The organism is Veillonella criceti (assembly GCF_900460315.1).
Classification (GTDB): domain Bacteria; phylum Bacillota; class Negativicutes; order Veillonellales; family Veillonellaceae; genus Veillonella_A; species Veillonella_A criceti.
In genome coordinates, this window is the sequence record NZ_UHIO01000001.1 from 2,127,322 (window position 1) to 2,150,117 (window position 22,796).

Annotated in this window: 24 protein-coding genes; 21 read left to right on the forward strand and 3 right to left on the reverse strand. The window is 40.3% G+C overall.

Features of this window, described 5'->3' with window-relative positions; genetic code table 11:
- Positions 1 to 75: 75 nt before the first annotated feature.
- From lspA to pyrR, 3 genes are read left to right on the forward strand one after another with little or no spacing between them, the layout of a single operon-like run.
- The gene (gene lspA, locus DYE54_RS09545; RefSeq protein WP_115311137.1) at positions 76 to 525 is read left to right on the forward strand and encodes a signal peptidase II; all 450 of its coding nucleotides are present in this window, start codon (positions 76 to 78) and stop codon (positions 523 to 525) included.
- The gene (locus DYE54_RS09550; protein WP_245935718.1) at positions 518 to 1,474 is read left to right on the forward strand and encodes an RluA family pseudouridine synthase; all 957 of its coding nucleotides are present in this window, start codon (positions 518 to 520) and stop codon (positions 1,472 to 1,474) included. The genes lspA and DYE54_RS09550 overlap by 8 nt, the downstream gene beginning before the upstream one ends.
- An 11-nt stretch (positions 1,475 to 1,485) precedes the next feature.
- The gene (pyrR, locus tag DYE54_RS09555; protein WP_115311001.1) at positions 1,486 to 2,004 is read left to right on the forward strand and encodes a bifunctional pyr operon transcriptional regulator/uracil phosphoribosyltransferase PyrR; all 519 of its coding nucleotides are present in this window, start codon (positions 1,486 to 1,488) and stop codon (positions 2,002 to 2,004) included.
- An 81-nt stretch (positions 2,005 to 2,085) separates the two neighbouring features.
- Here the strand turns inward: pyrR and DYE54_RS09560 are convergent, their stop codons facing one another.
- Complete coding sequence (locus DYE54_RS09560) at positions 2,086 to 3,297, reverse strand: tRNA(Met) cytidine acetate ligase (RefSeq protein WP_115311002.1); 1,212 nt, start codon at positions 3,295 to 3,297, stop codon at positions 2,086 to 2,088.
- A gap of 163 nt (positions 3,298 to 3,460) precedes the next feature.
- Here DYE54_RS09560 and DYE54_RS09565 point away from each other — a divergent pair, with 163 nt between their 5' ends.
- The 17 genes from DYE54_RS09565 to rpmA all read left to right on the forward strand — a co-directional run bounded on the left by DYE54_RS09565 (position 3,461) and on the right by rpmA (position 19,351).
- On the forward strand, positions 3,461 to 4,093 hold the full coding sequence (locus tag DYE54_RS09565; RefSeq protein ID WP_115311003.1) for a hypothetical protein: 633 nt from the start codon (positions 3,461 to 3,463) through the stop codon (positions 4,091 to 4,093).
- 3 nt (positions 4,094 to 4,096) lie between these two features.
- Positions 4,097 to 5,311 carry an acetate/propionate family kinase gene (locus DYE54_RS09570; RefSeq protein ID WP_115311004.1) on the forward strand — a complete coding sequence of 405 codons (1,215 nt, stop codon included), beginning with the start codon at positions 4,097 to 4,099 and terminating at the stop codon, positions 5,309 to 5,311.
- Between the two features lie 98 nt (positions 5,312 to 5,409).
- Complete coding sequence (locus tag DYE54_RS09575) at positions 5,410 to 5,994, forward strand: Maf family protein (RefSeq protein WP_115311005.1); 585 nt, start codon at positions 5,410 to 5,412, stop codon at positions 5,992 to 5,994.
- Positions 5,995 to 6,041: 47 nt separating this feature from the next.
- Positions 6,042 to 6,740 (forward strand): RadC family protein, encoded by a 699-nt coding sequence (gene radC / locus DYE54_RS09580; RefSeq protein WP_422822094.1) that lies wholly within the window; start codon positions 6,042 to 6,044, stop codon positions 6,738 to 6,740.
- Positions 6,741 to 6,825: 85 nt separating this feature from the next.
- Complete coding sequence (gene mreB / locus DYE54_RS09585) at positions 6,826 to 7,863, forward strand: rod shape-determining protein (protein ID WP_115311006.1); 1,038 nt, start codon at positions 6,826 to 6,828, stop codon at positions 7,861 to 7,863.
- The gene (gene mreC, locus DYE54_RS09590) at positions 7,863 to 8,780 is read left to right on the forward strand and encodes a rod shape-determining protein MreC (RefSeq protein ID WP_115311007.1); all 918 of its coding nucleotides are present in this window, start codon (positions 7,863 to 7,865) and stop codon (positions 8,778 to 8,780) included. The genes mreB and mreC overlap by 1 nt, the downstream gene beginning before the upstream one ends.
- On the forward strand, positions 8,777 to 9,268 hold the full coding sequence (gene mreD, locus DYE54_RS09595) for a rod shape-determining protein MreD (RefSeq protein ID WP_115311008.1): 492 nt from the start codon (positions 8,777 to 8,779) through the stop codon (positions 9,266 to 9,268). The genes mreC and mreD overlap by 4 nt, the downstream gene beginning before the upstream one ends.
- A 24-nt stretch (positions 9,269 to 9,292) precedes the next feature.
- Positions 9,293 to 11,197 carry a penicillin-binding protein 2 gene (gene mrdA / locus DYE54_RS09600; RefSeq protein WP_115311009.1) on the forward strand — a complete coding sequence of 635 codons (1,905 nt, stop codon included), beginning with the start codon at positions 9,293 to 9,295 and terminating at the stop codon, positions 11,195 to 11,197.
- 33 nt (positions 11,198 to 11,230) lie between these two features.
- Entirely contained in the window at positions 11,231 to 12,223 is a 993-nt protein-coding gene (locus DYE54_RS09605) for a P-loop NTPase (RefSeq protein ID WP_115311010.1), read from the forward strand.
- Positions 12,224 to 12,232: 9 nt separating this feature from the next.
- On the forward strand, positions 12,233 to 13,336 hold the full coding sequence (rodA, locus tag DYE54_RS09610; protein ID WP_115311011.1) for a rod shape-determining protein RodA: 1,104 nt from the start codon (positions 12,233 to 12,235) through the stop codon (positions 13,334 to 13,336).
- A gap of 114 nt (positions 13,337 to 13,450) precedes the next feature.
- Entirely contained in the window at positions 13,451 to 15,334 is a 1,884-nt protein-coding gene (locus DYE54_RS09615; protein WP_115311012.1) for a TIGR03960 family B12-binding radical SAM protein, read from the forward strand.
- Positions 15,306 to 15,998, forward strand: coding sequence for a TIGR03936 family radical SAM-associated protein (locus tag DYE54_RS09620; protein ID WP_115311140.1), 693 nt, complete (start codon positions 15,306 to 15,308; stop codon positions 15,996 to 15,998). The genes DYE54_RS09615 and DYE54_RS09620 overlap by 29 nt, the downstream gene beginning before the upstream one ends.
- A 73-nt stretch (positions 15,999 to 16,071) precedes the next feature.
- Positions 16,072 to 17,502, forward strand: coding sequence for an Rne/Rng family ribonuclease (locus DYE54_RS09625; protein ID WP_115311013.1), 1,431 nt, complete (start codon positions 16,072 to 16,074; stop codon positions 17,500 to 17,502).
- Between the two features lie 119 nt (positions 17,503 to 17,621).
- Positions 17,622 to 18,194 (forward strand): manganese efflux pump MntP, encoded by a 573-nt coding sequence (locus DYE54_RS09630; RefSeq protein ID WP_115311014.1) that lies wholly within the window; start codon positions 17,622 to 17,624, stop codon positions 18,192 to 18,194.
- 230 nt (positions 18,195 to 18,424) lie between these two features.
- Positions 18,425 to 18,736 (forward strand): 50S ribosomal protein L21, encoded by a 312-nt coding sequence (gene rplU / locus DYE54_RS09635; protein ID WP_115311015.1) that lies wholly within the window; start codon positions 18,425 to 18,427, stop codon positions 18,734 to 18,736.
- A 3-nt stretch (positions 18,737 to 18,739) separates the two neighbouring features.
- A complete protein-coding gene (locus DYE54_RS09640) occupies positions 18,740 to 19,054 on the forward strand; it encodes a ribosomal-processing cysteine protease Prp (RefSeq protein ID WP_115311016.1) in 315 nt (104 codons plus the stop codon).
- A 12-nt stretch (positions 19,055 to 19,066) separates the two neighbouring features.
- Positions 19,067 to 19,351: a 50S ribosomal protein L27 gene (rpmA, locus tag DYE54_RS09645; protein ID WP_115311017.1), complete on the forward strand. Its 285-nt coding sequence runs from the start codon at positions 19,067 to 19,069 to the stop codon at positions 19,349 to 19,351.
- A gap of 49 nt (positions 19,352 to 19,400) precedes the next feature.
- On the opposite strand, the gene DYE54_RS09650 is transcribed toward rpmA, so the two are convergent.
- Both DYE54_RS09650 and DYE54_RS09655 read right to left on the reverse strand, forming a co-directional pair.
- Positions 19,401 to 19,826: a MerR family transcriptional regulator gene (locus DYE54_RS09650; protein WP_115311018.1), complete on the reverse strand. Its 426-nt coding sequence runs from the start codon at positions 19,824 to 19,826 to the stop codon at positions 19,401 to 19,403.
- Between the two features lie 34 nt (positions 19,827 to 19,860).
- Positions 19,861 to 20,964: an NADH-dependent flavin oxidoreductase gene (locus tag DYE54_RS09655; RefSeq protein ID WP_115311019.1), complete on the reverse strand. Its 1,104-nt coding sequence runs from the start codon at positions 20,962 to 20,964 to the stop codon at positions 19,861 to 19,863.
- A gap of 379 nt (positions 20,965 to 21,343) precedes the next feature.
- Here DYE54_RS09655 and hydG point away from each other — a divergent pair, with 379 nt between their 5' ends.
- Positions 21,344 to 22,762, forward strand: coding sequence for a [FeFe] hydrogenase H-cluster radical SAM maturase HydG (hydG, locus tag DYE54_RS09660; protein ID WP_115311020.1), 1,419 nt, complete (start codon positions 21,344 to 21,346; stop codon positions 22,760 to 22,762).
- Positions 22,763 to 22,796 lie beyond the last annotated feature (34 nt).

Consider the following 22,796-nt stretch of genomic DNA (forward strand, 5'->3'; position numbering starts at 1 on the left):
GCCATGGTTTGCTATTTAGCTTTATAATAGAGAGTAATAAACTATAAGAAGGATGAGAAGAGATAGATGGCAATTATATATGTAATTATTGGAATTATTTGGTTAGTCATAGATCAAGTGACAAAATTTTGGGTACAGGAGGGCATGTCGTTAGGACAATCAATCCCGATTATTCCTAATGTATTTCATTTGACCTACATTTTAAATAAAGGAGCGGCTTTTGGAATATTAGCCAACCAACGACTGTTCTTTTTATGTATTGTGATTGTGCTCTTAGCGGTGCTTTGGTATTTTAGGCGATATATTGTGGCTGGTGATGCCTATACTAAGTTAGGAACAACCTTACTGGTGAGTGGTGCCTTAGGAAATGCATGGGATCGATATTATCTAGGCGCTGTTGTGGATTTCTTTGACTTTAGAATTTGGCCTATATTTAATGTGGCTGATATTGGTATTTGTATAGGTGTAGTTCTATTGGCTATACATGTTTGGCGTTCACCACAGGGAGGAGAACATAATGGATAATGAATTGGCAACAACGGTTCAGTTTGAACCTGGCAAGACGATTACCGTAGTGGTGCCTCAAGATAAAGAAGGCGAACGGTTGGATATATATTTGACCTCTCTTATGGAAGGGTCACGTAGCTATGTGCAACAGTTAATTAAGGGGGGCGCTGTTACGGTAAACCATAAAGTGGGCAAGAGTAATTTAAAATTAACAAGTGGTATGACTATTACGGTGGCTGTACCTAAACCGCAAGCCGTGGAAGTAAGACCAGAAGACATTCCTCTTGATATTTTATTTGAAGACCATGATATTATTATTGTCAATAAACCGCGGGGGATGGTTGTCCATCCAGCTATAGGAAATTATACAGGTACATTAGTTAATGCTTTATTATTTCACTGTAAAGATTTATCAGGCATTAATGGTGAAATTCGTCCTGGCATTGTTCATCGTTTAGATAAAGATACGTCTGGTGTTATGATGGCGGCGAAGAATGACTTAGCCCATATTGGCTTAGCAGAGCAGGTTAAGGCTCATTCAGCGACACGCACATATTATGCGCTAGTTCAAGGCAATATTGTTGAAGAACGAGGGACTATCAAAGCGCCTATAGGGCGCCATCCTAAAGACCGTATGAAAATGGCCGTGGTATTTGAAAATAGCAAAGAAGCGGTGACGCATTTTAAAGTGCTAGAACGATATGGTAAGCATACTCTGGTAGAATGCGTGTTAGAAACAGGTCGGACACATCAAATTCGTGTTCATTTTGCGCATATTGGACATCCCGTAGTGAATGATCCATTTTATGGATATCGTAAGATGGAGTTCCCTATTGAAGGGCAAGCGTTACATTCTTATAGTTTAGATGTGAAACATCCTATTTCAGGACAGGCCTTACATTTTGAAGCGCCATTACCAGATGATTTTTTAGCTTGTCTTGAATATGCTAAAACTCATAATGTATAAGGAGTCTAGTTATGGAAGAAAAGCGAATCCTTATGGACGAACAGGCTATGATGCGTGCTGTTCGGCGTATTAGTCATGAAATATTAGAACGAAATAAGGGCCTAGAAAATGCGTTGATTTTGGGCATTGAACGACGTGGTATATATCTCGCAGAGCGATTACAGGCGCAAATTGAAGCTATTGAAGGTGTTCATATTGAGGTAGCTACAATCAATGTAGCTATGTATCGAGATGATCGTACCACTAAAGGCAAAGAAGGCCCGCCCTTTACCTTGGATACAACGGGTAAGCTTGTTATCTTAGTGGATGATGTACTATATACAGGGCGCACGATACGGTCCGCTTTAAATGCATTAATGGAAGTTGGGCGTCCGCGTGCCATACAATTAGCCGTTTTGGTGGATCGCGGTCATCGGGAATTACCAATACGTGCTGATTATGTGGGAAAAAATATTCCTACATCGCATATGGAAACTGTACGGGTTAATGTGAAAGAACAAGATGGGGAAGATAGTGTTACTATTTCCTAATAAAAGAACCTCAACATATTGTATACCCTTAGGTTAACGTGAATCGAGTTAACCTAAGGGCGCAATGTGTTGAGGTTCTTTTTATATATACCAAGGCGTGAACGTGTAGTCTGTACGCCCCCTTCGTTTTTGTGGGGCGAATAGGCAAAGCTGTTGTATATCGGTAGCTTTTTGGTCTAATCGAGCTAATTGAGCCGTTAAGCCTTGTGCCTGTTTTACAAAAGGAGCCCATTTCTGGATGAGGGGAATGGTAAAATTTTTAGCTTGTAACCAAGGTCGTGCTTCGTGAGTAAAGCCTAGTAAGCGGGCATAGGTTGGCCCTTGATGATGGGCGTTTGTTTGTAATTCTTGCGTAATATTAAGCAGCGTATAGCTGGCCATTCGATTTAAACGAGCATAGGAATAGCGTTTTGTTTTTAGTAGTTCCCGTGCGTCAGCCCAAGTGGCTGCTTGGCTGGCCTGGAGCCAACGATTTTCTAAACCTTCGTTAAAATCGCAAAGCCTTTGTAATTCTGATTGTGTTCGGCACCGACTTTCGTACAATATAAAATCTTCATAACGCTTAGGATCCAGCAAGTCACCTTCCTTAATTAGCGTGGCGTAGTCGGTATGTATAGAGCTAGGAATATAGGACGCTATATCGTGTATGATGCCTTGAGGGGTGTTTGCGTAGAGATAGTGACGTAAAGCGGAACCAGACGGCCAAGTGTTAGTTAATATTTCACTATGATGTTCGCCATCGCGTTGCAGAGGGTAAACGTCAATATTTAAATGATATTTTTGGATCGCTCGTATATATTCGACCCCCAGCAATGCATTAGGCTGTTGCAGTAGTGGTTCTATTTCAGGGGCTTGTATAGCCATGGCTTGGCGTAGAGCGGCACCGTAAAACAAACCTTCCTTAAGTAACGCTTGGCAATGGCTTTGTACGCTTGGTGAAGTGCTGAGCTGGGCCATTCGCGTTAGAGTCGGTAAATCGGTTGTTTCAGAACCAAAGGATATAGCGGTAGCGCCCATGGCCGCTAATAAGCGTATGGCGCCGGCTGCAAAGCGTTCCGCATTAGCTGTGGCATAAATAGTGGGGAGTTCTATGACGGCGTGAGCGCCATTGAGTAATGCCCAACGAGCTCGTATAAACTTATTGAAAATGGCAGGTTCGCCTCGTTGCACAAAGGATCCGCTCATAGCAACGACGATAAGTGCATCGGGGTGATCCTTGCGTAGTTGTTGTAATTGATGGGCATGGCCAATGTGAAAGGGATTATATTCGGCAACAATGCCAATACATTTCATATATATCTCCTTTTAAATGTATTTATAGATGGGTATGTATTGTATGCTCATTATAGCATATATAGCGCATAATATTTATCATAAGTCATATTGCCATTCGTTATAAAGGGCGCAGTTCGTATGTGTAAAATTAATAATGAATATGTATAAAAAGAGAGGTGCAATGATTAAGAAAGAATGGTATAATTTAAGCGTACGTGATTACTTGTACAGACAAACTGAATCGAGGGATAGTATGAAGAAATGGTTCACTGTATGTCTTATGGCGCTTATGGTGCTCGTTATGAGTGGCTGTGGCAGTGATAATGCATTAGATTCTTATAGTTTTGGTCACAAGGTGATTAAAGCCGGTTCATCGGAGGTTACAGTGGCATTGCCGTATGATATTGGGGTTCAACCTAATACGTCGCAAAATGCACTAGGGTATCCCGTGACGACTTATTTAGGGGCCGACAAGAATTTTTTAGTTTCTATTGAAGCGGTGACTCCTAAAGCGGGGCAACCATTGCCAACGGCACAGGCGTATGGCGCGGAAGCTAAACAATTTTTTGAAAAAAGCTTTGGTAAGAGTTTGACTTGGGCAGAAGCAATGAAGACTGTTGATGGTGTAACAGCTTTTACAGCGGATGCTTCACTTAATTCAGACAAAGCAAAAATTCGTTTCTTTCAATACACGTTTGTAGATAAGGGTGTATTGTGGAATATAACCTATCAGTACCCAATAGATAGCACGATGGGTGCTCAGATTTCTGACCTCGTGGTAGGCAAAATTCAAATTACTAAGAAAGAGGGATAAGTAATGAATGTTTTAGTAGTAAACTGTGGTAGTTCTTCCTTGAAATACCAGCTTATTGACATGGACAAAGAAGCGGTATTAGCTAAAGGACAATTTGAAAAAATCGGCGCTGAAGATGCTATCTTCACTCACAAACGTCCTGATGCTGAAAAGTTGGAACGTGTAGAACCAATTTTGGACCACAAACAAGCACTTAAAATTTTGCTTGATATCTTAATTGATGCTGAATATGGCGTAATTGCATCTATGGATGAAATTGATGCTGTAGGTCATCGTGTGGTTCATGGGGCTGAAAAGTTTGCTGACTCCGTGTTGATTACACCTGCTGTTATGGAAGCATTACAGGAATGTGCTAAAATTGCACCTCTTCATAATCCACCAAATATTCAAGGTATTGAAGCTTGTGAAGCGATTATGCCAAATGTACCACAAGTTGCTGTATTCGATACAGCGTTCCATCAGACTATGCCTGCAGAAGCTTTCCTTTATGGTTTGCCTTATGAAGCATACACTGAATTAGGTGTTCGTCGATATGGTTTCCACGGTACTAGTCATAAATATGTATCTCAACGTGTTGCTGAATTAATGGGTAAACACATGAGTGATTTACGTATTATTTCTTGTCACCTTGGTAATGGTTCTAGTGTGGCTGCTATTAAAGCAGGTCGTTCCATTGATACATCCATGGGCTTCACACCACTATCTGGCTTGATTATGGGTACTCGTTGTGGTGATATTGACCCAGCTATCGTGCCTTTCTTGATGGATAAATGGGATATGACATACCATGAAATCGACGCTATTATGAACAAAAAATCTGGCGTACTTGGTATTTCCGGTGTATCCAATGACTTCCGTGTGATTGAAGAAGCTGCTGAAGAAGGTAACAAACGTGCTCAATTGGCACTTGATATGTTCCATTACAAAGTTCGTTCCACAATTGGTGCGTATGCAGCTGTTATGGGCGGTGTAGATGCTATCGTATTTACGGCTGGTATCGGTGAAAACGGTATTGGTAACCGTGATGCTATCTGTAATGGCTTAGAATACCTTGGCACTCGTCTTGACCGTGAACGTAACAACGTACGTGGTAAAGAAACTGAAATCAGTGTAGAAGGTTCTAAAGTTAAAATCTTTGTAGTTCCTACTAACGAAGAAATCATGATTGCTCGTGATACTAAACGTATTACAGCAAGTCTTGTAATGAAAAACTGGTAATTACATATTCGTGTGAACGAAATATAACACATACGCGCAGTACCTTAGCAGGTACTGCGCGTTGTAGTTTATAGTCTAATCGGGGGTAAGGATAAACGATGAAATTATATTTGGCTTCTGGTTCGCCACGGCGACGAGAACTATTAGATCAATTAGCTATTCCTTTTACAGTCGTAAAAAGTACCTATGAAGAGCATAATGAACAATATGAATCGCCATATGAGTTGGTGGAACAACAAGCTTTAGGTAAAGCCTTAGAAGCGGTGCTACCTGAGATTACAGCTAATGAAACTCCTTATGTTGTGCTAGGTGCTGATACGATAGTTGTACATAGAAATCATAAATTAGGCAAACCAGCCAATGAGATAGAAGCTAAGACTATGTTACAGGAATTGTCTGGTGAATACCATGAGGTCGTTACTGGTGTTGCCCTTTGTCGGTATGAGGGAGCACATCAACTAGTTAGTCAAAAGGTATTTCATGTGCGAACGAAAGTTTATTTCTTTCCACTCAGTGATAAAGAGATTATTGATTATGTGGCTACTGGTGAACCACTTGATAAAGCGGGTGCTTATGGTATTCAAGGCAAAGGCGCGTATTTAGTAAAAGGGATTGAAGGGTCTTATACCAATGTGGTGGGATTGCCAGTAGAAATGGTAGCTAGAGAATTAACGCAATGGTAGCTAGAGAATTAACGCAATGGTAGTAAAATAGGGGAGACGATATATTCATGAGAGCGATGACAACGGGCTGTGTTCGAGAATGGCAGCCTTGGCAACAACCGCGGGAGAAGTTTTTTCAATTAGGACCTAATAATGTAAGTACGGAAGAGTTATTGGCGATTTTATTGCGTACAGGGCGGCCTGGGGCTTCTGTATTAGAATTAGCGAAGGAAGTGTTGCATACCGTACAACATGGTGCGTATGGACTCAATGAAATTACAGTGCAGGGTCTGCAAACTATCAAGGGGATTGGCCGTGATAAGGCTGTTACTGTGTGTGCAGCTATTGAATTGGGACGACGGCTAGGGCAATTAAAAGTCAAACAACGCTATGAGGATTTTAGTAATCCTAAAGCCGTTGCATCCTATGTTATGGAACGATTGCGATATGAAAAGGAAGAACATGTATGCGCTGCTTTTTTAAATTGTAAAAATAAGTTGATTACGATTGATACGATGTCTATTGGTGGGCTCACTGGGAGTTTGGCGGAACAGCGAACCGTGTTCCGCCAAGCTTTGCAGGCTAATGCGGCCAGTCTAATTTTAATCCATAATCATCCATCAGGCGACGCCACCCCTAGCGAAGATGATGTGACGATTACAAAGGTGTTTATTAAAGCGGGTTTGGTGATGGGCATCCCTGTGCTTGATCATATAATTATTGGTGATGGCATATATACCAGTCTTTGTGAAAAAGGGTTGTTATAATTGAAGAACTCCTATGTGGTTGGTTGATTTATCCTTGCTGGCAATAGTATAATTAAGAGATGAGTTAAGTAAGGAGACTAAACAAATGATTCGTATATTTTCGTCCTTAGGACGAGACTTAGGCATAGATATAGGCACAGTTAATACACATATCCATGTACAAGGACGTGGTGTTGTTTTATCTGAGCCATCATTAGTAGCGACTGACACTAAACAAGAGGGCATTGTAGCGGTAGGGGCGGATGCAGAACGTTTGTTATTACGCACCCCTGATATGCTTGATGAAATGCGTCCTTTACGGGATGGTTTTATTGTAGATTATCGGGTAATGCTTACGATGCTTCGCCATTTTATGAATAAAGCATCTCGCTCAGTAGGGCGTACGCGCGTGATTATGGCCGTTCCTTGTGGGATTACGGATGTAGAAAAGCGGGCTATGACAGATGCTATTATTCAAGCTGGTGCACGGGAAGCCTATTTGTTAGAAGCCCCTATTGCAGCGGCCTTAGGTTGCCATTTACCTGTATTTGAAGCTTGTGGGAGTATGGCCGTTGATATTGGCGGGGGAACTACTGATATTGGCGTTATGTCTTTAGGTGGCAAGGTAATAGCGCATTCTGCCCGTATTGGCGGCCATGATTTTAATGAAAGTATTTTACAGTACATAAAAAATACCTTCTCTGTTATGGTGGCGGTAGAGACTGTAGAAGCGATTAAATTAGAATTAGGTACAGCGTTACCACCGCAAGAAGAAATGGAATTATCTTTTTTAGGCCGCGATATTGCGAATGGTCTTATGAAGCGGATTATAATTCGTAAATCAGAAGTTTATCAAGTGATGCAGGAAACCTTGCAACGCATTGTAGATGAAATTAAATCAGTTGTGGAACAAACACCGCCTGAACTTGCTGCTGATATTATGGAACGGGGTATGATTTTAACGGGGGCTACAGCGCTTATGGAAGGGCTAGGACAGCGATTGAGTGAGGAATTAGGAATTCCTGTACAAGTGCCACCAGAGCCGGGTTTTGCAGTGGCTGTGGGTTTAGGTCAGGCGGGCAAGGAATTTGCGCGCATGGAACGCTTTATAATTGCCTCGAAGAATCGGAAAGGAAGGGCGTAATGTTTTCATCAGAACGACGTTTAATTGCTATAGTAGGGCTTTGTTGTGTATTCTTAGCCCTATTAGGCTATGCTTGGAAACAACGGACGAGTATTCCCTATGTAACAGTACCATTTGAGCGGATTACAACACCTTTTACATATGGCGCTTCACGGTTCTTAGGAGCTATTCATACGGGCATTTCTGTTATTGATACAGCTATTAATGGCACGAAAGAAATGGATGCTATTCGGGAAGAAAATGCGCAACTAGAGCAAAAGATGACTAATTACGATGAAGTGGTTGCTGAGAATATGCGCCTGCGCCAATTGTTGTCGTTTCAGAATAGTCATCCTCAATTTGATATGATGGCGGCGGCCGTGGTGACTCGTGATGTAGGTACTTGGACTAATACCTTTACTATTGATCGTGGTAGTGAGGATGGCATTGAACCTAATATGGCGGTAGTTATTCCTGGTGGGGTCGTTGGTTTTATTAGTGACGTGTATACGCATTCGGCACGGGTTCAGACAATCCTTGATCCCCGTACTGCCATTGGGGTTATTGTACAGCGACCTGAATCGCGGGTAGCATCTATTGTAAAAGGCAATGGGAGTAATCCTGATGAGCCTTTATTGGTGAATGTGGCTCGTGACGGGGATGTGTTGACGGGTGATACGCTGATTACGTCAGGCTACGGTGGCATTTATCCTAAAGGTCTTTTAGTTGGTCATGTGGCTCGTATTGATAATGACTCAGAAGGATTTGTGAAAAATGCTGTTGTTCAATTATCCGCTGATTTACGTAATGTAGAAGAAGTATTTGTCATTCTTCGTTCCCGTGAAGGGGAGTTAGATAAACCAAGTTTAACACCTAAATTGGTACCTCAGACACAGCGTGACCAAGTAGAAGGGGTTAAAGGAGCGACAAAACAATGAGAACTATGATTTATATACTCATGGGCGTTTTTACGTTTCTTATTCAGGCCAATGTATTTCCTATGTTATTTCGCCAAGGCTGGTTACCTAATTTGATTTTAGTATGGGTTATTGTACTGGCACTGATTAAAGGACGCCGTATTGGTTTGATGGCAGCTATTGTCGGTGGCTTGGTGCATGATATACTCATATCTAATTCCTTTGGGTTACATTTTTTCCCTTATATTGCTGTGGCTTATTTGGTAAGCATTTGGTCTCATAGCGTATATGAAGAACAATGGTATGTTACCTTTGCTTGGGTATCGGTAGCCACGATAGTTGATATGCTGGTGCGCATAGGTATGTTATGGCTAGGCCGTGAAGATATATTGATTGGCACTTACATTTGGCATCACATTTGGCCCGTTTGGTGGCTCAATGGATTGCTGGGGATTATGATTCATGAAATTCTCTGGAATATGGAAGAGAAAGATGAATATATTTGGTAGTACTTTATAATAGGAGGCATCGGCGTGCTTGAAGCATTATATAAAAAGAATAAAAAAGGCCGTTTTGATGCCTTAGCATATACAGTGATGGCAATTTTTGTCATCTTGGTGATTCGCTTGTTTTACTTGCAGATTATGGATGGCGAGTATTATCACACAAAGGCAGAAGGCAATCGATTGCGCATGGTATCGGTGACGGCCGCTCGTGGTGTTATGTATGATCGCAATGGGCAAATTGTAGCGGGTTCACGACCAGCTTATACGGTATCTATTGTGCCAACCGGTAAGGATATTGATCCTGCCGAATTAGAGCGTTTGGCCACGATGCTTAATATTAAGCCTGAAACGATTCAAAGTAAGATTGCTGATCATAAAGGGGGCTATGAACCCATCCGGTTGGCTACGGATATTACGATGGATAGGGTGACTATGATTGAGGAACATCGACATGAGTTGCCGGGCGTATCCATTGAAGTAGAACCATTGCGTTATTATCCGTATGACTCCTTAGCTTCTCAGTTATTTGGCTATGTAGGCGAAGTGAGTGAGGATGAATTAAATGAGATTAAAGCTGAAAATCCTGAAACTACAGTAGGTCCAGGTACAATTTTAGGTCGTTCTGGCTTAGAAAAAATGTATGATGATGTATTGCGAGGTACTGATGGCGGTAAACAGGTGGAAGTTGATGCTACGGGCCGGCCTGTAGCAGAAGTAGGGCGTAAGGATACGATTCCGGGGCGTAACATTCACTTGACGATTGATTTACCATTGCAAAAGGCGGCTGAAAAGGCGGTGGCGGATCAATTAGCTTCATTGCGTTCACAGGGTATACCTGCTCGTGGGGCGGCCGTAGTTGCTATGGATCCTAATACGGGTGCAGTACTCGCTATGGTTAGTGCTCCAGGTTTTAACCCTAATTGGTTTGCTCGTGGCATTACTTCGGCGCAGTGGAATCAACTCAATACAGATCCTAATCATCCTTTTGATAATAAAGTTATTTCTGGTGAATATCCACCAGGGTCACCTTTTAAAATTGTTACAGGCGCCGCCGCATTAGAGTTAAAGAAAGTGACGCCTAATGAAATGATTTTCGATAGTGGGCGTCACTGGTTAATTGACAAACGAAATGCAGAAGGTGAAGCCTTAGGTTGGCTTGATTTTAATACGGCATTAGCTAAATCGGATAACGTGTATTTCTATGAAATGGGGAATCGCGTAGGGATTGAAGAATTAGATCGGTTTGCCAAACTGTTTGGTTTAGGTGAGAAAACTGGCATTCGGCTCTATGGTGAGTCTAGTGGTAACTTAGCTAGTCCGGAATATAAGCGCAAAGTATTTGATCAAGACTGGTATTTAGGGGAAACCTTTGATGCGGCCATTGGTCAGTCCTTTACTCTCGTAACGCCTATTCAAATGGCGGTACTTATGTCGGAAGTGGCGAATGGGGGTATTCGCTATCAACCATATGTAGTAAGCCGTGTAGATAATAGTGATGGTACTCCGGCTGAAATTTTTGGCCCTAAAAAAATAGGGGTATTGCAAGTGTCTAAAACGGTAATGGATTTAATTCGCAATGCGTTGCGTGATGTTACTGCTGAAGGTGGTACGGCCGGCTCTTTATTTAAAGGTTGGCCCATTGAAATTGCCGGTAAAACAGGTACGGCCGAAAATGCTACGGGACGTGACCACGGTTGGTTTGTAGCTTATGCACCGTATGATAAACCACGTATTGTAGTGGTTGCTTTAGTAGAACAAGGTAGTTTTGGCGCTGGTTCGGCGGGGCCTATTGTAAAAGATGTATTAGCAGAATATTTTCAGATTAATGAAGGTAAAGGACCTAATAATGCTAATGGCACAGCTGGTGCTGGCACTAATACGGCAACGGGTACGACTACGAATGATACCGTTACAGGGCCCAAAGTTCCATAAAGGGAAAGAAGTCTAAAGGAGAAAGGAGTAGCTATGGGAAAAATTATAGCCATTATGTCAGGTAAGGGTGGCGTTGGTAAAACCACGTTGACTGCTTATGTAGGTGCGGCATTAAATCGTCGAGGGTATCGCGTACTCATTACGGATGCCGATTTTGGCATGCGTGATCTTGATTTAGTGCTTGGCAAGGAAAATGATATTTTCTTTGATGCTGTTGATATTTGGAAAGACCGTTGTAATAAAGATAATGCTATGGTACCTTTGCGTGAAGGGTTTGATTTTTTACCAGCTACTCAAAGCCGTCGTTGGGAAGATGTGGGCCGTAAAGGGTATGGTAAGTTAATTAAAAAAATTGCGAAAGATTATGACTATGTAATCATTGATGCGCCAGCCGGTATTGGACGAGGTAATGAAGCTATTTTTAGAGTGGCTGAACAGTTATTACTAGTGGCTGAACCGATGTGGGTTTCCTTGCGGGCTGTACAGCGAGTTATGCAATTATGCCATGAAGAGCGTTTATTTAATTATGGTTTGGTGTTAAATAATGTGGGCCGTAGTGAAGCGGCTGTACCTGTTGAGGAAGCACTACAAAGTTTACAAGTAGAAAACTTAGCTACCATATGGCCTCACAGTGCTAATATTTTGAATTGGTCGCAAGCCGGGGTCCTTCATGAAGAATGCGACGAAGCCATCGAAACTATGATGGAACCATTATTAACCTATCTTGAGTCAGATACGGCTTGGGAAGAAACTGATATTTTGGAACGGTGGCATTCCTTGTTTGACGTGCAGAACGTTGATGAAGAGGAAGCGATTACTGAAACAGATACAGATACAGATACTGATGAGTCTGTTGAGGTAGCTATGACACCAGAGAATAAAACTGAGACTATTGAGCTAGTTACAGAGACTCAAGCTAATGAGGTTGAACAACAAAACGAAGAGCCCCCTAAAAAAACAAGTTTTGGGTCGCTTTTAAAACGTCGGTTTGCGAGTTTTTGGAACCGTGGCGGACGTTTTCGCTAGGAGGTATATATGTGGCATAAAATCTGGCGTGAATGGGATTGGACAGTAGTAATTTCTACAGTTTTGCTCATTTGCGTAGGGCTTGTCATTATTGGCAGTGCTACCCATGTGAACCGAGAAGGTTTAAATTTTACAGATTTAGTGAGTAAACAAATTTTATTTTTCTTTATTAATGCAGTCATTGTTGTACTTATGCAATGGTTTGATTATCGCCGTTTGCGGGCGTGGGGACGACCTTTATATTTCGTTACCATAGTTTTACTATTAGCCGTTATGTTCATTGGGACGTCAGCTCTAGGGGCTCAGCGGTGGATTCAAATTGGGCCAATTACGATTCAGCCTTCTGAATTTACAAAATTGCTTATGATTATTAGTATGGCTAAAATGATGGAACATCGAGTGAATCAGTTAAATACGTTCCGCTCTTTGGTGCCCATAGTAGTGTTTGTAGGGATTCCGGCGTTATTAGTGTTTAAACAACCTGACTTAGGAACTTCCTTAGTATATTTGGCTATTCTTTGTGGGATGCTTTTTGTAGGTGGCATTCGAATGCGCCTTGTTCAAATTATTGTAGGCGTAGCGGTGGTACTAGCTCCACTAGGATGGTTTATTTTAAAAGAGTATCAGAAGCAACGTATTTTGGTTTTCTTAAACCCGAATATCGATCCTTTTGGCGCTGGCTATCATATTATTCAGTCTAAAATTGCCATTGGCTCGGGTATGATTTTAGGTAAGGGCTTATTTGAAGGTACGCAGAGCCAGTTAAACTTTTTACCAGAAAATCATACAGATTTTATTTTTTCTGTAATCGGCGAAGAATTAGGCTTTGTAGGTTGCGTTATTGTGTTAATTTTGCTATTTACTTTAATTTATCGCAGTATTGTCATTGCTCGCAGTGCTAATGATACCTTTGGGATGTTGTTGGCCACTGGCATTGGCTCTATGTTAGTGTTCCAAGTATTAGTTAATATTGGTATGACTACTGGGATTATGCCTGTTACAGGGATTCCACTACCATTCATTAGTTATGGTGTCAGTGCATTGACGACGAATATGATTAGTGTTGGTTTATTGCTCAATATTGCTATGCACCGGAAAAAATTAATGTTCTAGGCTAATCCTATACCTTATATTTGGCGAAGGTAACCGTTATATTGTATAATAAGAATCTGTACATGATATATCGAATGTTATAGATGTTATGATAGAGTTTGAATCGGAGGTCCTATGGTTCAATTAGATGCTAGCTGGTTGCAACATGTGCAAAAACCGGCCCGCTATACTGGCGGTGAATGGAATAGTGTTGTGAAAGATCACAAAGACATGGATGTGACCATGTGTTTTGGTTTTCCTGATGTATACGAAGTGGCTATGAGCCATTTAGGAATTAAAATTTTATACTCCTTATTAAATGAATTACCATATGTGGCGGCTGAACGAGTTTGTGCACCTTGGCATGATATGGAAGAGGAGATGCGCAAGCGCAACATTCCATTATTTTCTTTAGAAACAAAAACACCAGTTAAGGATTTTGATTTTCTCGCCTTTACTTTACAGTATGAAATGAGCTACACCAATATTTTAAATATGTTAGATATGGGGGGGATTCCGTTTTATAGTAAGGATCGTGACTTATCCTTCCCATTGATTACAGCGGGTGGTCCTTGTGCGTACAATGTAGAGCCTATTGCTGACTTTGTCGATATTGTTAATTTGGGCGAATCAGAAGAACATATTGTAGAGATGGTAGAACTATATCGCCAAGAAAAAGCTGCTGGATTCCCTGGGGGGAAAGAAGGCTTGCTTCGTAAAATGGCACAAATTCCAGGTAACTATGTACCATCTTTATATGAGCCACAATACACAGCTAATGGCGATTTTAAGGGCATGAAAGTATTGGCTGATGAAGCGCCTGCAGTGGTTAAAAAGCGTATTATTGAAGATATGGACAATTGCCATTATCCAACGAAACCAGTAGTGCCATACATTGATGTAGTGCATGATCGGGCTGTGTTAGAATTGTTCCGCGGTTGTACACGTGGCTGTCGTTTCTGTCAGGCGGGTATGTTGTATCGTCCAGTCCGTGAACGTTCGCCAGAAAAATTGGTGCAATTGGCAAAAGAAATTATTGCTAATACGGGCTATAATGAAATTTCACTTATGTCTTTAAGTTCAGCCGATTACTCTAAGCTACCAGAATTGGTAGATATGTTAATGGAAGAATTTAAAGATAAGCAAGTGAGCGTTAGTTTGCCATCTTTGCGTATTGATGCGTTTTCCATTGATATTGCGAAGAAAGTACAACAGGTTCGTAAAAGTGGCTTAACCTTCGCACCAGAAGCTGGCTCGCAACGCATGCGTGATGTTATTAATAAAGGGGTAAGTGAAGAAGATTTAATCGCTGCTTGTACGAATGCGTTTAAGTCTGGATGGAATACTGTGAAATTGTATTTCATGATGGGCTTACCTACTGAAACAGATGAAGACGTAGCCGGTATTGCTGATTTGGCATATAAAGTGTTAGATTTACATCGTGAAATTACCGGTAAACGAAATGGTAAAGTCACAGTGAGTGTATCTTTCTTTGTTCCCAAAAGCCATTCACCGTATCAATGGTATGGCCAGCAATCAGTGGAAGAAATTCATCGTAAACAACAATATTTGAAAACCTTAATTAACAACCGAAATATTTCCTATCATTATCATGATGGGGCAACGGGTTACATGGAAGCTGTATTTGCTCGAGGGGATCGTCGTTTGAGTAAAACGTTGATAGAAGCTTGGAAACTCGGTTGTAAATTTGATGGTTGGACAGAGTTCTTCTCCATTGATAAATGGATGCAAGCCTTTAAAAATACAGGGATTGATCCTGATTATTATGCACGGCGAGATCGTGATTTTGATGAGCCATTACCTTGGGATCATTTGGATGATACTGTGTCTAAGAAATATCTTAAAATGGAATGGGATAGAGCGGTTGAAGCAACATTAACGCATGATTGTCGCCGTTTACCATGTAATGGTTGTAATGTATGTCCTGAATTAGATACTGCTATTGTTGATTATAAGGAGGGTGGCCGTGTTGAAAAAGTTACGTTTGGCCTTAAGTAAGGGCGAAGCTATGCGATTCTTGTCGCATTTAGATTATGCACAAGCTGTAGAACGCATGATTCGACGGGCTACCATTAAAATGGCCTATTCAGAAGGTTTTAATCCGCATATGAAGATCAGTTTTTCTTCGGCGTTGGCCTTGGGGATTACAGCTGAAGTAGAATATTTAGATATGGATATTGTTGAAGATTTGTCCGTCGCTGAAGTTACAGACCGATTAAATCAAGTGGCACCGCCTGGGTTACAGGTGCTTGCAGGTCGTGAAATGCCTGATAAGGTAAAAAAATTGATGGCTATTTGTAACTATGCTGTGTATGAAGTGTCTGGCCCCGTAACAGCTGATGTAGATTGGAATAATTTGTTGAAATCTTTTAATGAAGCTACTGAGATTGCTTATGAAAAGGTGACTCCTAAGAAAACACGGACTATTGATGTCAAACATTTTGTAAAAGAGCCTATTACAGCTAAGCTTGAAGGTAATCGGGTTACCTTGACTATGGGAATTGGTATTTATCCCGAAGGGACTATGAAGCCTGGGGATGTTTGGCAATTAGGCCGTGATGCTTATGGCTGGCCAGTAACGGATGGATATTCAATCCATCGTAAAGCGATTATGGTAGAACGGGACGGGCAGTTGCTATCACCTTTAGATGTGACTATATAAGAATTATGGCATAGGTAAAAGCTTTGCTGATGTAAGAACGTAAGAATGTAAGAACGTAAGAAAGGAGTTTGCCATGAAACGAATTGTAGCCAATGTAATGGCTGAAGAAATTCGTATGGTTTTGTTAGATGAAGCGAATCAGCTCATTGATACAGCGTTTCATAGACCGAGTCGCGAAGAAACGATTAACCATATTTATAAAGGGATAGTACGCAATGTATTACCTGGTATGTCGGCTGCGTTCGTAGATATTGGACTTAAACAAAATGCCTATTTGAATTTGAAACAAGGCAAACAGACTAAGGCCATGGGCAAACTCCATGTAGGGCAGACTGTATTAGTACAAGTTGTCAAAGAAGAGATGTTAGGCAAAGGGGCTCGCGTTAGTGCTGACGTTAGTTTGGCTGGCCGCTTTATGGTGCTATTACCTTATTCTGATGGCTTGCATATCTCAAAACGTATTACAGACGATGCGTTGCGGGCTCAATTGGCTGAATTGGCCGCTCCTTATTTAGCCCGGGGATGTGGATTTATTTTGCGTACCGCTGCGGCCACAGCTTCCGCAGAAGCGCTTCAAGGGGACATGGAATTTCTTTGGAATACCTGGGTTCAACTACAAAATCGTTATAAAGTGGCTAAAGGCGCTACGGAATTATATAGTGATGCTGATTTTTGGTTTCGCTTGATTCGTGAATACTTAAGTCGTGACGTTAGTGAAATTATTGTTGATGATAGAGGCGCTTATGAACATTTGCGTGATTTACTAGAGGTTACGAATATGTTAGATACCGTTAAGCTCATTTGTCACGAAGGAGCAGAGCCTGTATTTAAGGAATGGCAAATCGAAAGTCAACTCGATACATTACTTAATTCACGCGTTGATTTGCCATCAGGAGGCTTTTTAAAAATTGATACTACAGAAGCTTTGACGGTCATTGATGTCAATTCAGGTCATTATACTGGTCGTTCAGGTACTGCCAGTGAAGTGGCCTTAGAAGTCAATCGTGAAGCGGCCCAAATGATTGCTCGACAATTACGGTTGCGTGACATTGGAGGTATCATTATATGTGATTTTATTGACTTACCTAAAAAGACACAACGAGAAGCTTTGGTAGCTTATTTAACTGAGTTAGTCCGTAAAGACCCTATAAAAACAGTGGTATGTGGCATTACGTCCTTAGGTCTAGTAGAAATTACGCGCAAGCGAGAACGGCAAGGATTACAGACTATTTTGTATGATACTTGTTCACAATGTGGTGGCACGGGGCAATTACTATCGGCTGAAACGGTATATTTACAAATTGTAAGACGGTTACGCGAATTATATAGAGCGGGGCGTTTGAAATCAGATATTCTTATTGAAGTGAGTGAGGATGTAGGTCGTTATTTTACCAAAGCGGTTATAGCGCAGTTGGAAGGTGAATGTAAGCGTACGATTCGTCTTGATGTGCAGTCAACAATGAATCGAGAAGCGTACTCCTTATTAGCAGTTAATGAAAATTAAGAAGACTTAGGTTGCTAAGTCTTCTCTTTTTTTATATAATATATAGGTTATCATTGCGCCCGATTGTTTAGGTGTAGATACCGTAGAATTGCCCTAATCTTGAGAGAGGATGTCCGTATATGTCGATTTGGGAATTATCTTTGATTGCTATAAGTTTAGCTTTAGATGCCTTTGCCGTAGCTGTCGCTAAAGGACCGTGTTTAACGGATCGTGAAATTGCTAAAAAAGTAGGCATGCCTGTGTTATTCGGTGTATTTCAGATGATTATGCCAATTATCGGTTGGCTTATTGGTGCTCAACTAGCAGGTAACATAGATGCGTATGATCATTGGATAATATTTGGTCTGTTAGCCTATTTAGGAATTAATATGATTCGAAATGGCAAAAAGGAAGAACGCGATGAGGACGATTTAATTATTTGTAGTCTTTTAACTTGGCGTGAAGTCTTAGTATTGGCCTTAGCGACTAGCATTGATGCGCTAGCTATAGGCTTAACGCTGGCTTTCTTTGATATAAATATTATAGCGGCTACCAGTCTCATTGGGATTGTGGCGTTTGTATTATCTTTAGCTGGCGTATATTTGGGGCAACAGCTTAAAAAGATATTTGCTGGTGAGGCTGAAGTTGTTGGGGGCGTTGTATTAATTCTTATCGGTCTAAAAATATTGTTGCAACATTTACAAATTATTTAAGTAAAATAATAGTCATGGCTCGCTGTTAGTGGGCGTCTATCTCTTATGGTTTCAATAAATACTCGCAGTAAGTAGTTGACTTACTGCGTTTTTTCATGTAAAATAAATTAGTCATAGTTTGGGTACGCCCAGCTATTGCAGCCGCGTGGAGAGGTTTGTAAATGTCCCTCATTCCATCAGGCATGAGAGAATACCGTATTCAGCGAGTTCGAAAACAAGGAGGTGTCACAATGTACGCAATCATTAAAACTGGTGGTAAACAATATCGCGTTGCTGAAGGCGATGTAATTACTATCGAAAAATTGGAAGCAGCTGCTGAAGAAACTGTAACGTTTGACGAAGTATTAACTGTAGTTAATGACAGTGATGTTAAAGTAGGCGCTCCACTTGTGGACGGTGCAAAAGTAACAGGTACAGTACTTGAACATGGTAAAGCGAAGAAGATTTTAGTTTTCAAATATAAAGCAAAATCCAACTATCGTCGTCGCCAAGGTCATCGTCAACCATTCACAAAAGTTCGCATTGAATCCATTCAGGCATAAGCTATGATTCAGATTCAAATTAAACGTAATGAGGCACAACAGATTGTAAAGTGTCACATTAGTGGACATGCTGATTATGATGAGCATGGCTATGATATTGTATGTGCGGCTGTCTCTGTGTTATCTTGTACGGCTATCTTAGGGCTGCAAGATATTGCTAAACAGGCAGGAACATATAACAATCATTCTGGTGAATGTACCATTTCATTAGAAGGGGATATCACTGAGAATGGACAGGCTATATTGGCTACCATGAACCTTGGTTTACAAGAGATTGTTAGACAATATGGTGATTTTGTATCACTAAGTGAAACATAGGAGGTGAACGGAATGTTTACTTTTGATTTGCAATTATTTGCACATAAGAAAGGTGTATCTAGTACACGTAATGGTCGCGATAGCGAATCCAAACGTCTTGGCGTTAAATGCCATGATGGTTCCGTTGTAAAAAGCGGTAACATCATCGTTCGTCAACGTGGTACTCATTTCCACCCTGGTACTAATGTAGGTATTGGTAAAGATGATACTTTATTCGCATTAGTTCCTGGTAAAGTTGCTTTCGAACGTGCTGGTCGTTATAACCGTAAAGTTAGCGTATACCCAGTAGAAGTGTAAGTAAATAATAAGTCCCTATTAACTGAGTTATCAGTTAATAGGGGCTTTTTTATGTTATAGTAGATTTTTTCTTAGCAATTAAAGATTGAATATATTCATGATTCCAGGTGCCTGCACCACCTTTTGAAAGATTTTTATAGTGATTGACTTTTTGATTCAGTATGTCGAGTTGTACTTGTAGTTCGTTTAATTGTGATATAGTTTTATCGCGTTGTTCTTGCATTAATTTGAGGCGTTCGGAGAGGGTGACATCTCCTTTTTTGTATAAATCAAAATAGTGCTTTATCTTTTTTAAATTCATTCCTGTATCACGAAGTACTAAAATCATAAAAATCCATTCTAAATCATTGTCATCAAATAGACGCGTGTTTGCTTGCGAACGTTTTGCATAAGGGATTAACCCTAAATCATCATAATAACGAATTGTGTGAACTGAAAGTTTAAAAATTTTAGCAACATCTTTAACAGTATACATACTTACTCCTAATAATTTAAAATTATTTTTTCTTTTATAAAATTCTGTCTGGGTTGATAGCCGCTAAGAACTCAAAGGCGCCATCAGAAATTTGCAATGTATCTTTTTCGATAGGCGACATAGTATGGCGGATTGAATCATCTTGGTGAGTAAGAATTTTTTGAATCCAATGTGGATCTAGTAAAATAGCAGAACCTATAGCTGCTATATCAGAGTGTTGTAGGGCGGCTTCTAAATCTTTACGAGTATGGATTTGGCCTACAGAAATTAAAGGGATACGGCCGTTAATTGTTTCATAAATATATTGTAGCATGGATTTCTCTTGATAGTCTGGTAGATTTGTTTTTCCGTGAAAGTATGTTAGTGAGAGATGCAAATAATCAAGATCTGTGTCAGCTAATTTATCGACTAGCCACAGAGTTTCTTCTAAATTATAGCCTGGGGTAGTTTCTTCACGCGGTGAAATGCGATAACCTACAATAAAATTTTGTGGTGCTAATTCATCCACTGTTGCTAAAACTGCATCAACTACTTCTCTTATAAATTGATAACGCTTTTCTAAACTGCCACCGTATTTATCAGTACGTCGATTACTGTGTGGTGAAAAGAATTGTTGTAATAAGAAATGATTAGCACCATGAAGTTCTATACCATCAAAACCAGATAAGATAGCTCGCCTTGTAGCTTCTTTAAAGTTTTGGATAATGTCTTCAATGGATTCGATGGTAAGTTCTTTAGATATTTCAGCATTTGGTCTATTGGCAGGAACTTTACTAGGTGCAACGATAGGTAGCCCTTGTAAAGTTTGGCTATTTGTCATACGTCCAGCATGAAAAATTTGTAAAATAGCACGGGAGCCATTTTCTTTAATGGCAGCGGCAAGTTTACTTAAGCCAGGAATACAGTCATCAGAATGGACACCTAGTTCTCCAGTCCAACCGATACCATCAGGTTGTATATAGGCTACTCCAGTAATGAAAAGACCAGTTTCGCCAGTTCGACTAGCATAATAGTTTATTTCGTCGTTGGTTACTTTACCGTTAAAATAACTCATACGCGTTGTCATTGGTGCGATAGCAATACGATTTTTAATAGTGAGTCCATGTTTAAATGTGATAGGATTAGTAAATTGTTTCATATAATACCTCCCGATATTAAAAAATAAGAATTTATAGAATCATAGATATTTCTATAGTTTAAAATATATAATTAATGTATATAGTGAGTAGAGGGGAAATTTGACTCTCTATAATTAAGAATAAGGGCTCGAGTTAACTCGAAGTCAAGTTTTCAAATATATGTAAAATAATGCAGTATCTTAGAGCCGTGCTATTTTCAAAAGTGGAGAAAGAGTGTATAATTAATACATATTCAAGAGATTCAATATAGTAGAAACGAAGTGCATACGTGGTATGCTCAACCTGAATAGACTATCAAAGTGTAGATGGTTATTGTAGCTCATATTAGGGAAAGGCGAGCGCACAGGGTTTCGCTATGGTAGAGTAAAGGAGATCAATATGTATGATGTAAAATCCTCCAAGGCGGAAGAATTTATTAATCACGAAGAGATTTTAGATACCTTAGCCTATGCTGAGGCCAATAAAGAGAACCGAGAATTGTTAGATCAAATCTTGGCAAAAGCAGCGACGTATAACGGCTTGACTCATCGTGAAGCAGCTGTATTATTGGAATGTCCATTGCCTGAGTATAAAGAGAAATTATTTGCGTTGGCAAAGGAAATTAAACAAAAGATTTATGGGGATCGTATTGTATTATTTGCCCCTTTATATTTATCTAATTACTGTGTAAATGGTTGCGTATATTGCCCATATCATGCTAAGAATCGCCATATTGCACGTAAGAAATTAACACAAGAACAAGTGCGTGAAGAAGTCTTAGCGTTAGAAGCTATGGGACATAAACGTATCGTTATTGAATCTGGTGAAGACCCTGTTAACAATCCATTAGAATATATTTTAGAATGTATTAAGACAATCTATAGTATTAAAAATAAAAATGGTGAAATTCGCCGTGTTAATGTTAATATTGCAGCTTGTGAAGTAGAAGATTATAAAAAACTTCATGAAGCAGGCATTGGTACGTATACTTTATTCCAAGAAACCTATAATAAAGAAAACTATGAAGCTCTTCATCCACATGGGCCAAAGAGTAATTATGCATATCACACAGAAGCTATGGACCGTGCTATGAAAGGCGGTATTGATGATGTAGGGATTGGCGTATTGTATGGTCTTGAACATTATCGCTATGATTTTGTAGGCTTGTTGATGCATGCGGAACATTTGGAAGCTGTTTTTGGGGTAGGGCCTCACACAATCAGTGTGCCTCGTATTTGTCCGGCTGATGATATTGATGTAGATGATTTTAGCAATGCGGTGCCAGATGATATTTTTGAAAAAATCGTAGCATTAATTCGTGTATCTACACCATATACAGGTATGATTATGTCTACTCGTGAAAGCCAACGTATGCGTGAACGTGGTTTAGCACTTGGTATTTCTCAGATTAGTGGTGGTTCTCGTACTAGTGTTGGTGGCTATAAAGAAGAAGAGTTGCCAGAAGATAATTCGGCACAATTTGATACAAGTGACCGTCGTAGCTTAGATGAAATTGTGGATTGGCTATTAGAACTTGGTTATGTACCAAGCTTCTGCACCGCTTGTTATCGAGCAGGGCGTACAGGCGACCGCTTTATGGCGTTAGCGAAGAGTGGCCAGATTCATAACTGTTGCCAGCCAAATGCATTGATGACATTGAATGAGTATTTACTTGATTATGCATCTGATGAAACGAAGGCGACAGGGGAAGCTGTTATTGAAAAACAACTTCATAAGATTAAAAATGAAAAAGTAAAAGAAGCATCGACTAATTATATTAAACAAATGGAACATGGGGAACGAGATTTCCGTTTCTAATATAATTGTTAATGAATTGCTGTACAATAAACGT

Bases quoted from the DNA above. Each gene is read 5' to 3' on its own strand.
- DYE54_RS09640 (WP_115311016.1), top strand. From the start codon at position 18,740: ATGATTCAGATTCAAATTAAACGTAATGAGGCACAACAGATTGTAAAG.
- rpmA (WP_115311017.1), top strand. From the start codon at position 19,067: ATGTTTACTTTTGATTTGCAATTATTTGCACATAAGAAAGGTGTATCT.
- rplU (WP_115311015.1), top strand. From the start codon at position 18,425: ATGTACGCAATCATTAAAACTGGTGGTAAACAATATCGCGTTGCTGAA.
- rodA (WP_115311011.1), top strand. From the start codon at position 12,233: ATGTGGCATAAAATCTGGCGTGAATGGGATTGGACAGTAGTAATTTCT.
- DYE54_RS09650 (WP_115311018.1), bottom strand. From the start codon at position 19,826: ATGTATACTGTTAAAGATGTTGCTAAAATTTTTAAACTTTCAGTTCAC.
- DYE54_RS09655 (WP_115311019.1), bottom strand. From the start codon at position 20,964: ATGAAACAATTTACTAATCCTATCACATTTAAACATGGACTCACTATT.
- radC (WP_422822094.1), top strand. From the start codon at position 6,042: ATGAGAGCGATGACAACGGGCTGTGTTCGAGAATGGCAGCCTTGGCAA.
- DYE54_RS09575 (WP_115311005.1), top strand. From the start codon at position 5,410: ATGAAATTATATTTGGCTTCTGGTTCGCCACGGCGACGAGAACTATTA.
- DYE54_RS09605 (WP_115311010.1), top strand. From the start codon at position 11,231: ATGGGAAAAATTATAGCCATTATGTCAGGTAAGGGTGGCGTTGGTAAA.
- DYE54_RS09560 (WP_115311002.1), bottom strand. From the start codon at position 3,297: ATGAAATGTATTGGCATTGTTGCCGAATATAATCCCTTTCACATTGGC.
- DYE54_RS09570 (WP_115311004.1), top strand. From the start codon at position 4,097: ATGAATGTTTTAGTAGTAAACTGTGGTAGTTCTTCCTTGAAATACCAG.
- mreB (WP_115311006.1), top strand. From the start codon at position 6,826: ATGATTCGTATATTTTCGTCCTTAGGACGAGACTTAGGCATAGATATA.
- DYE54_RS09615 (WP_115311012.1), top strand. From the start codon at position 13,451: ATGGTTCAATTAGATGCTAGCTGGTTGCAACATGTGCAAAAACCGGCC.
- DYE54_RS09630 (WP_115311014.1), top strand. From the start codon at position 17,622: ATGTCGATTTGGGAATTATCTTTGATTGCTATAAGTTTAGCTTTAGAT.
- hydG (WP_115311020.1), top strand. From the start codon at position 21,344: ATGTATGATGTAAAATCCTCCAAGGCGGAAGAATTTATTAATCACGAA.
- pyrR (WP_115311001.1), top strand. From the start codon at position 1,486: ATGGAAGAAAAGCGAATCCTTATGGACGAACAGGCTATGATGCGTGCT.
- DYE54_RS09550 (WP_245935718.1), top strand. From the start codon at position 518: ATGGATAATGAATTGGCAACAACGGTTCAGTTTGAACCTGGCAAGACG.
- DYE54_RS09565 (WP_115311003.1), top strand. From the start codon at position 3,461: ATGATTAAGAAAGAATGGTATAATTTAAGCGTACGTGATTACTTGTAC.
- mreC (WP_115311007.1), top strand. From the start codon at position 7,863: ATGTTTTCATCAGAACGACGTTTAATTGCTATAGTAGGGCTTTGTTGT.
- DYE54_RS09625 (WP_115311013.1), top strand. From the start codon at position 16,072: ATGAAACGAATTGTAGCCAATGTAATGGCTGAAGAAATTCGTATGGTT.
- mreD (WP_115311008.1), top strand. From the start codon at position 8,777: ATGAGAACTATGATTTATATACTCATGGGCGTTTTTACGTTTCTTATT.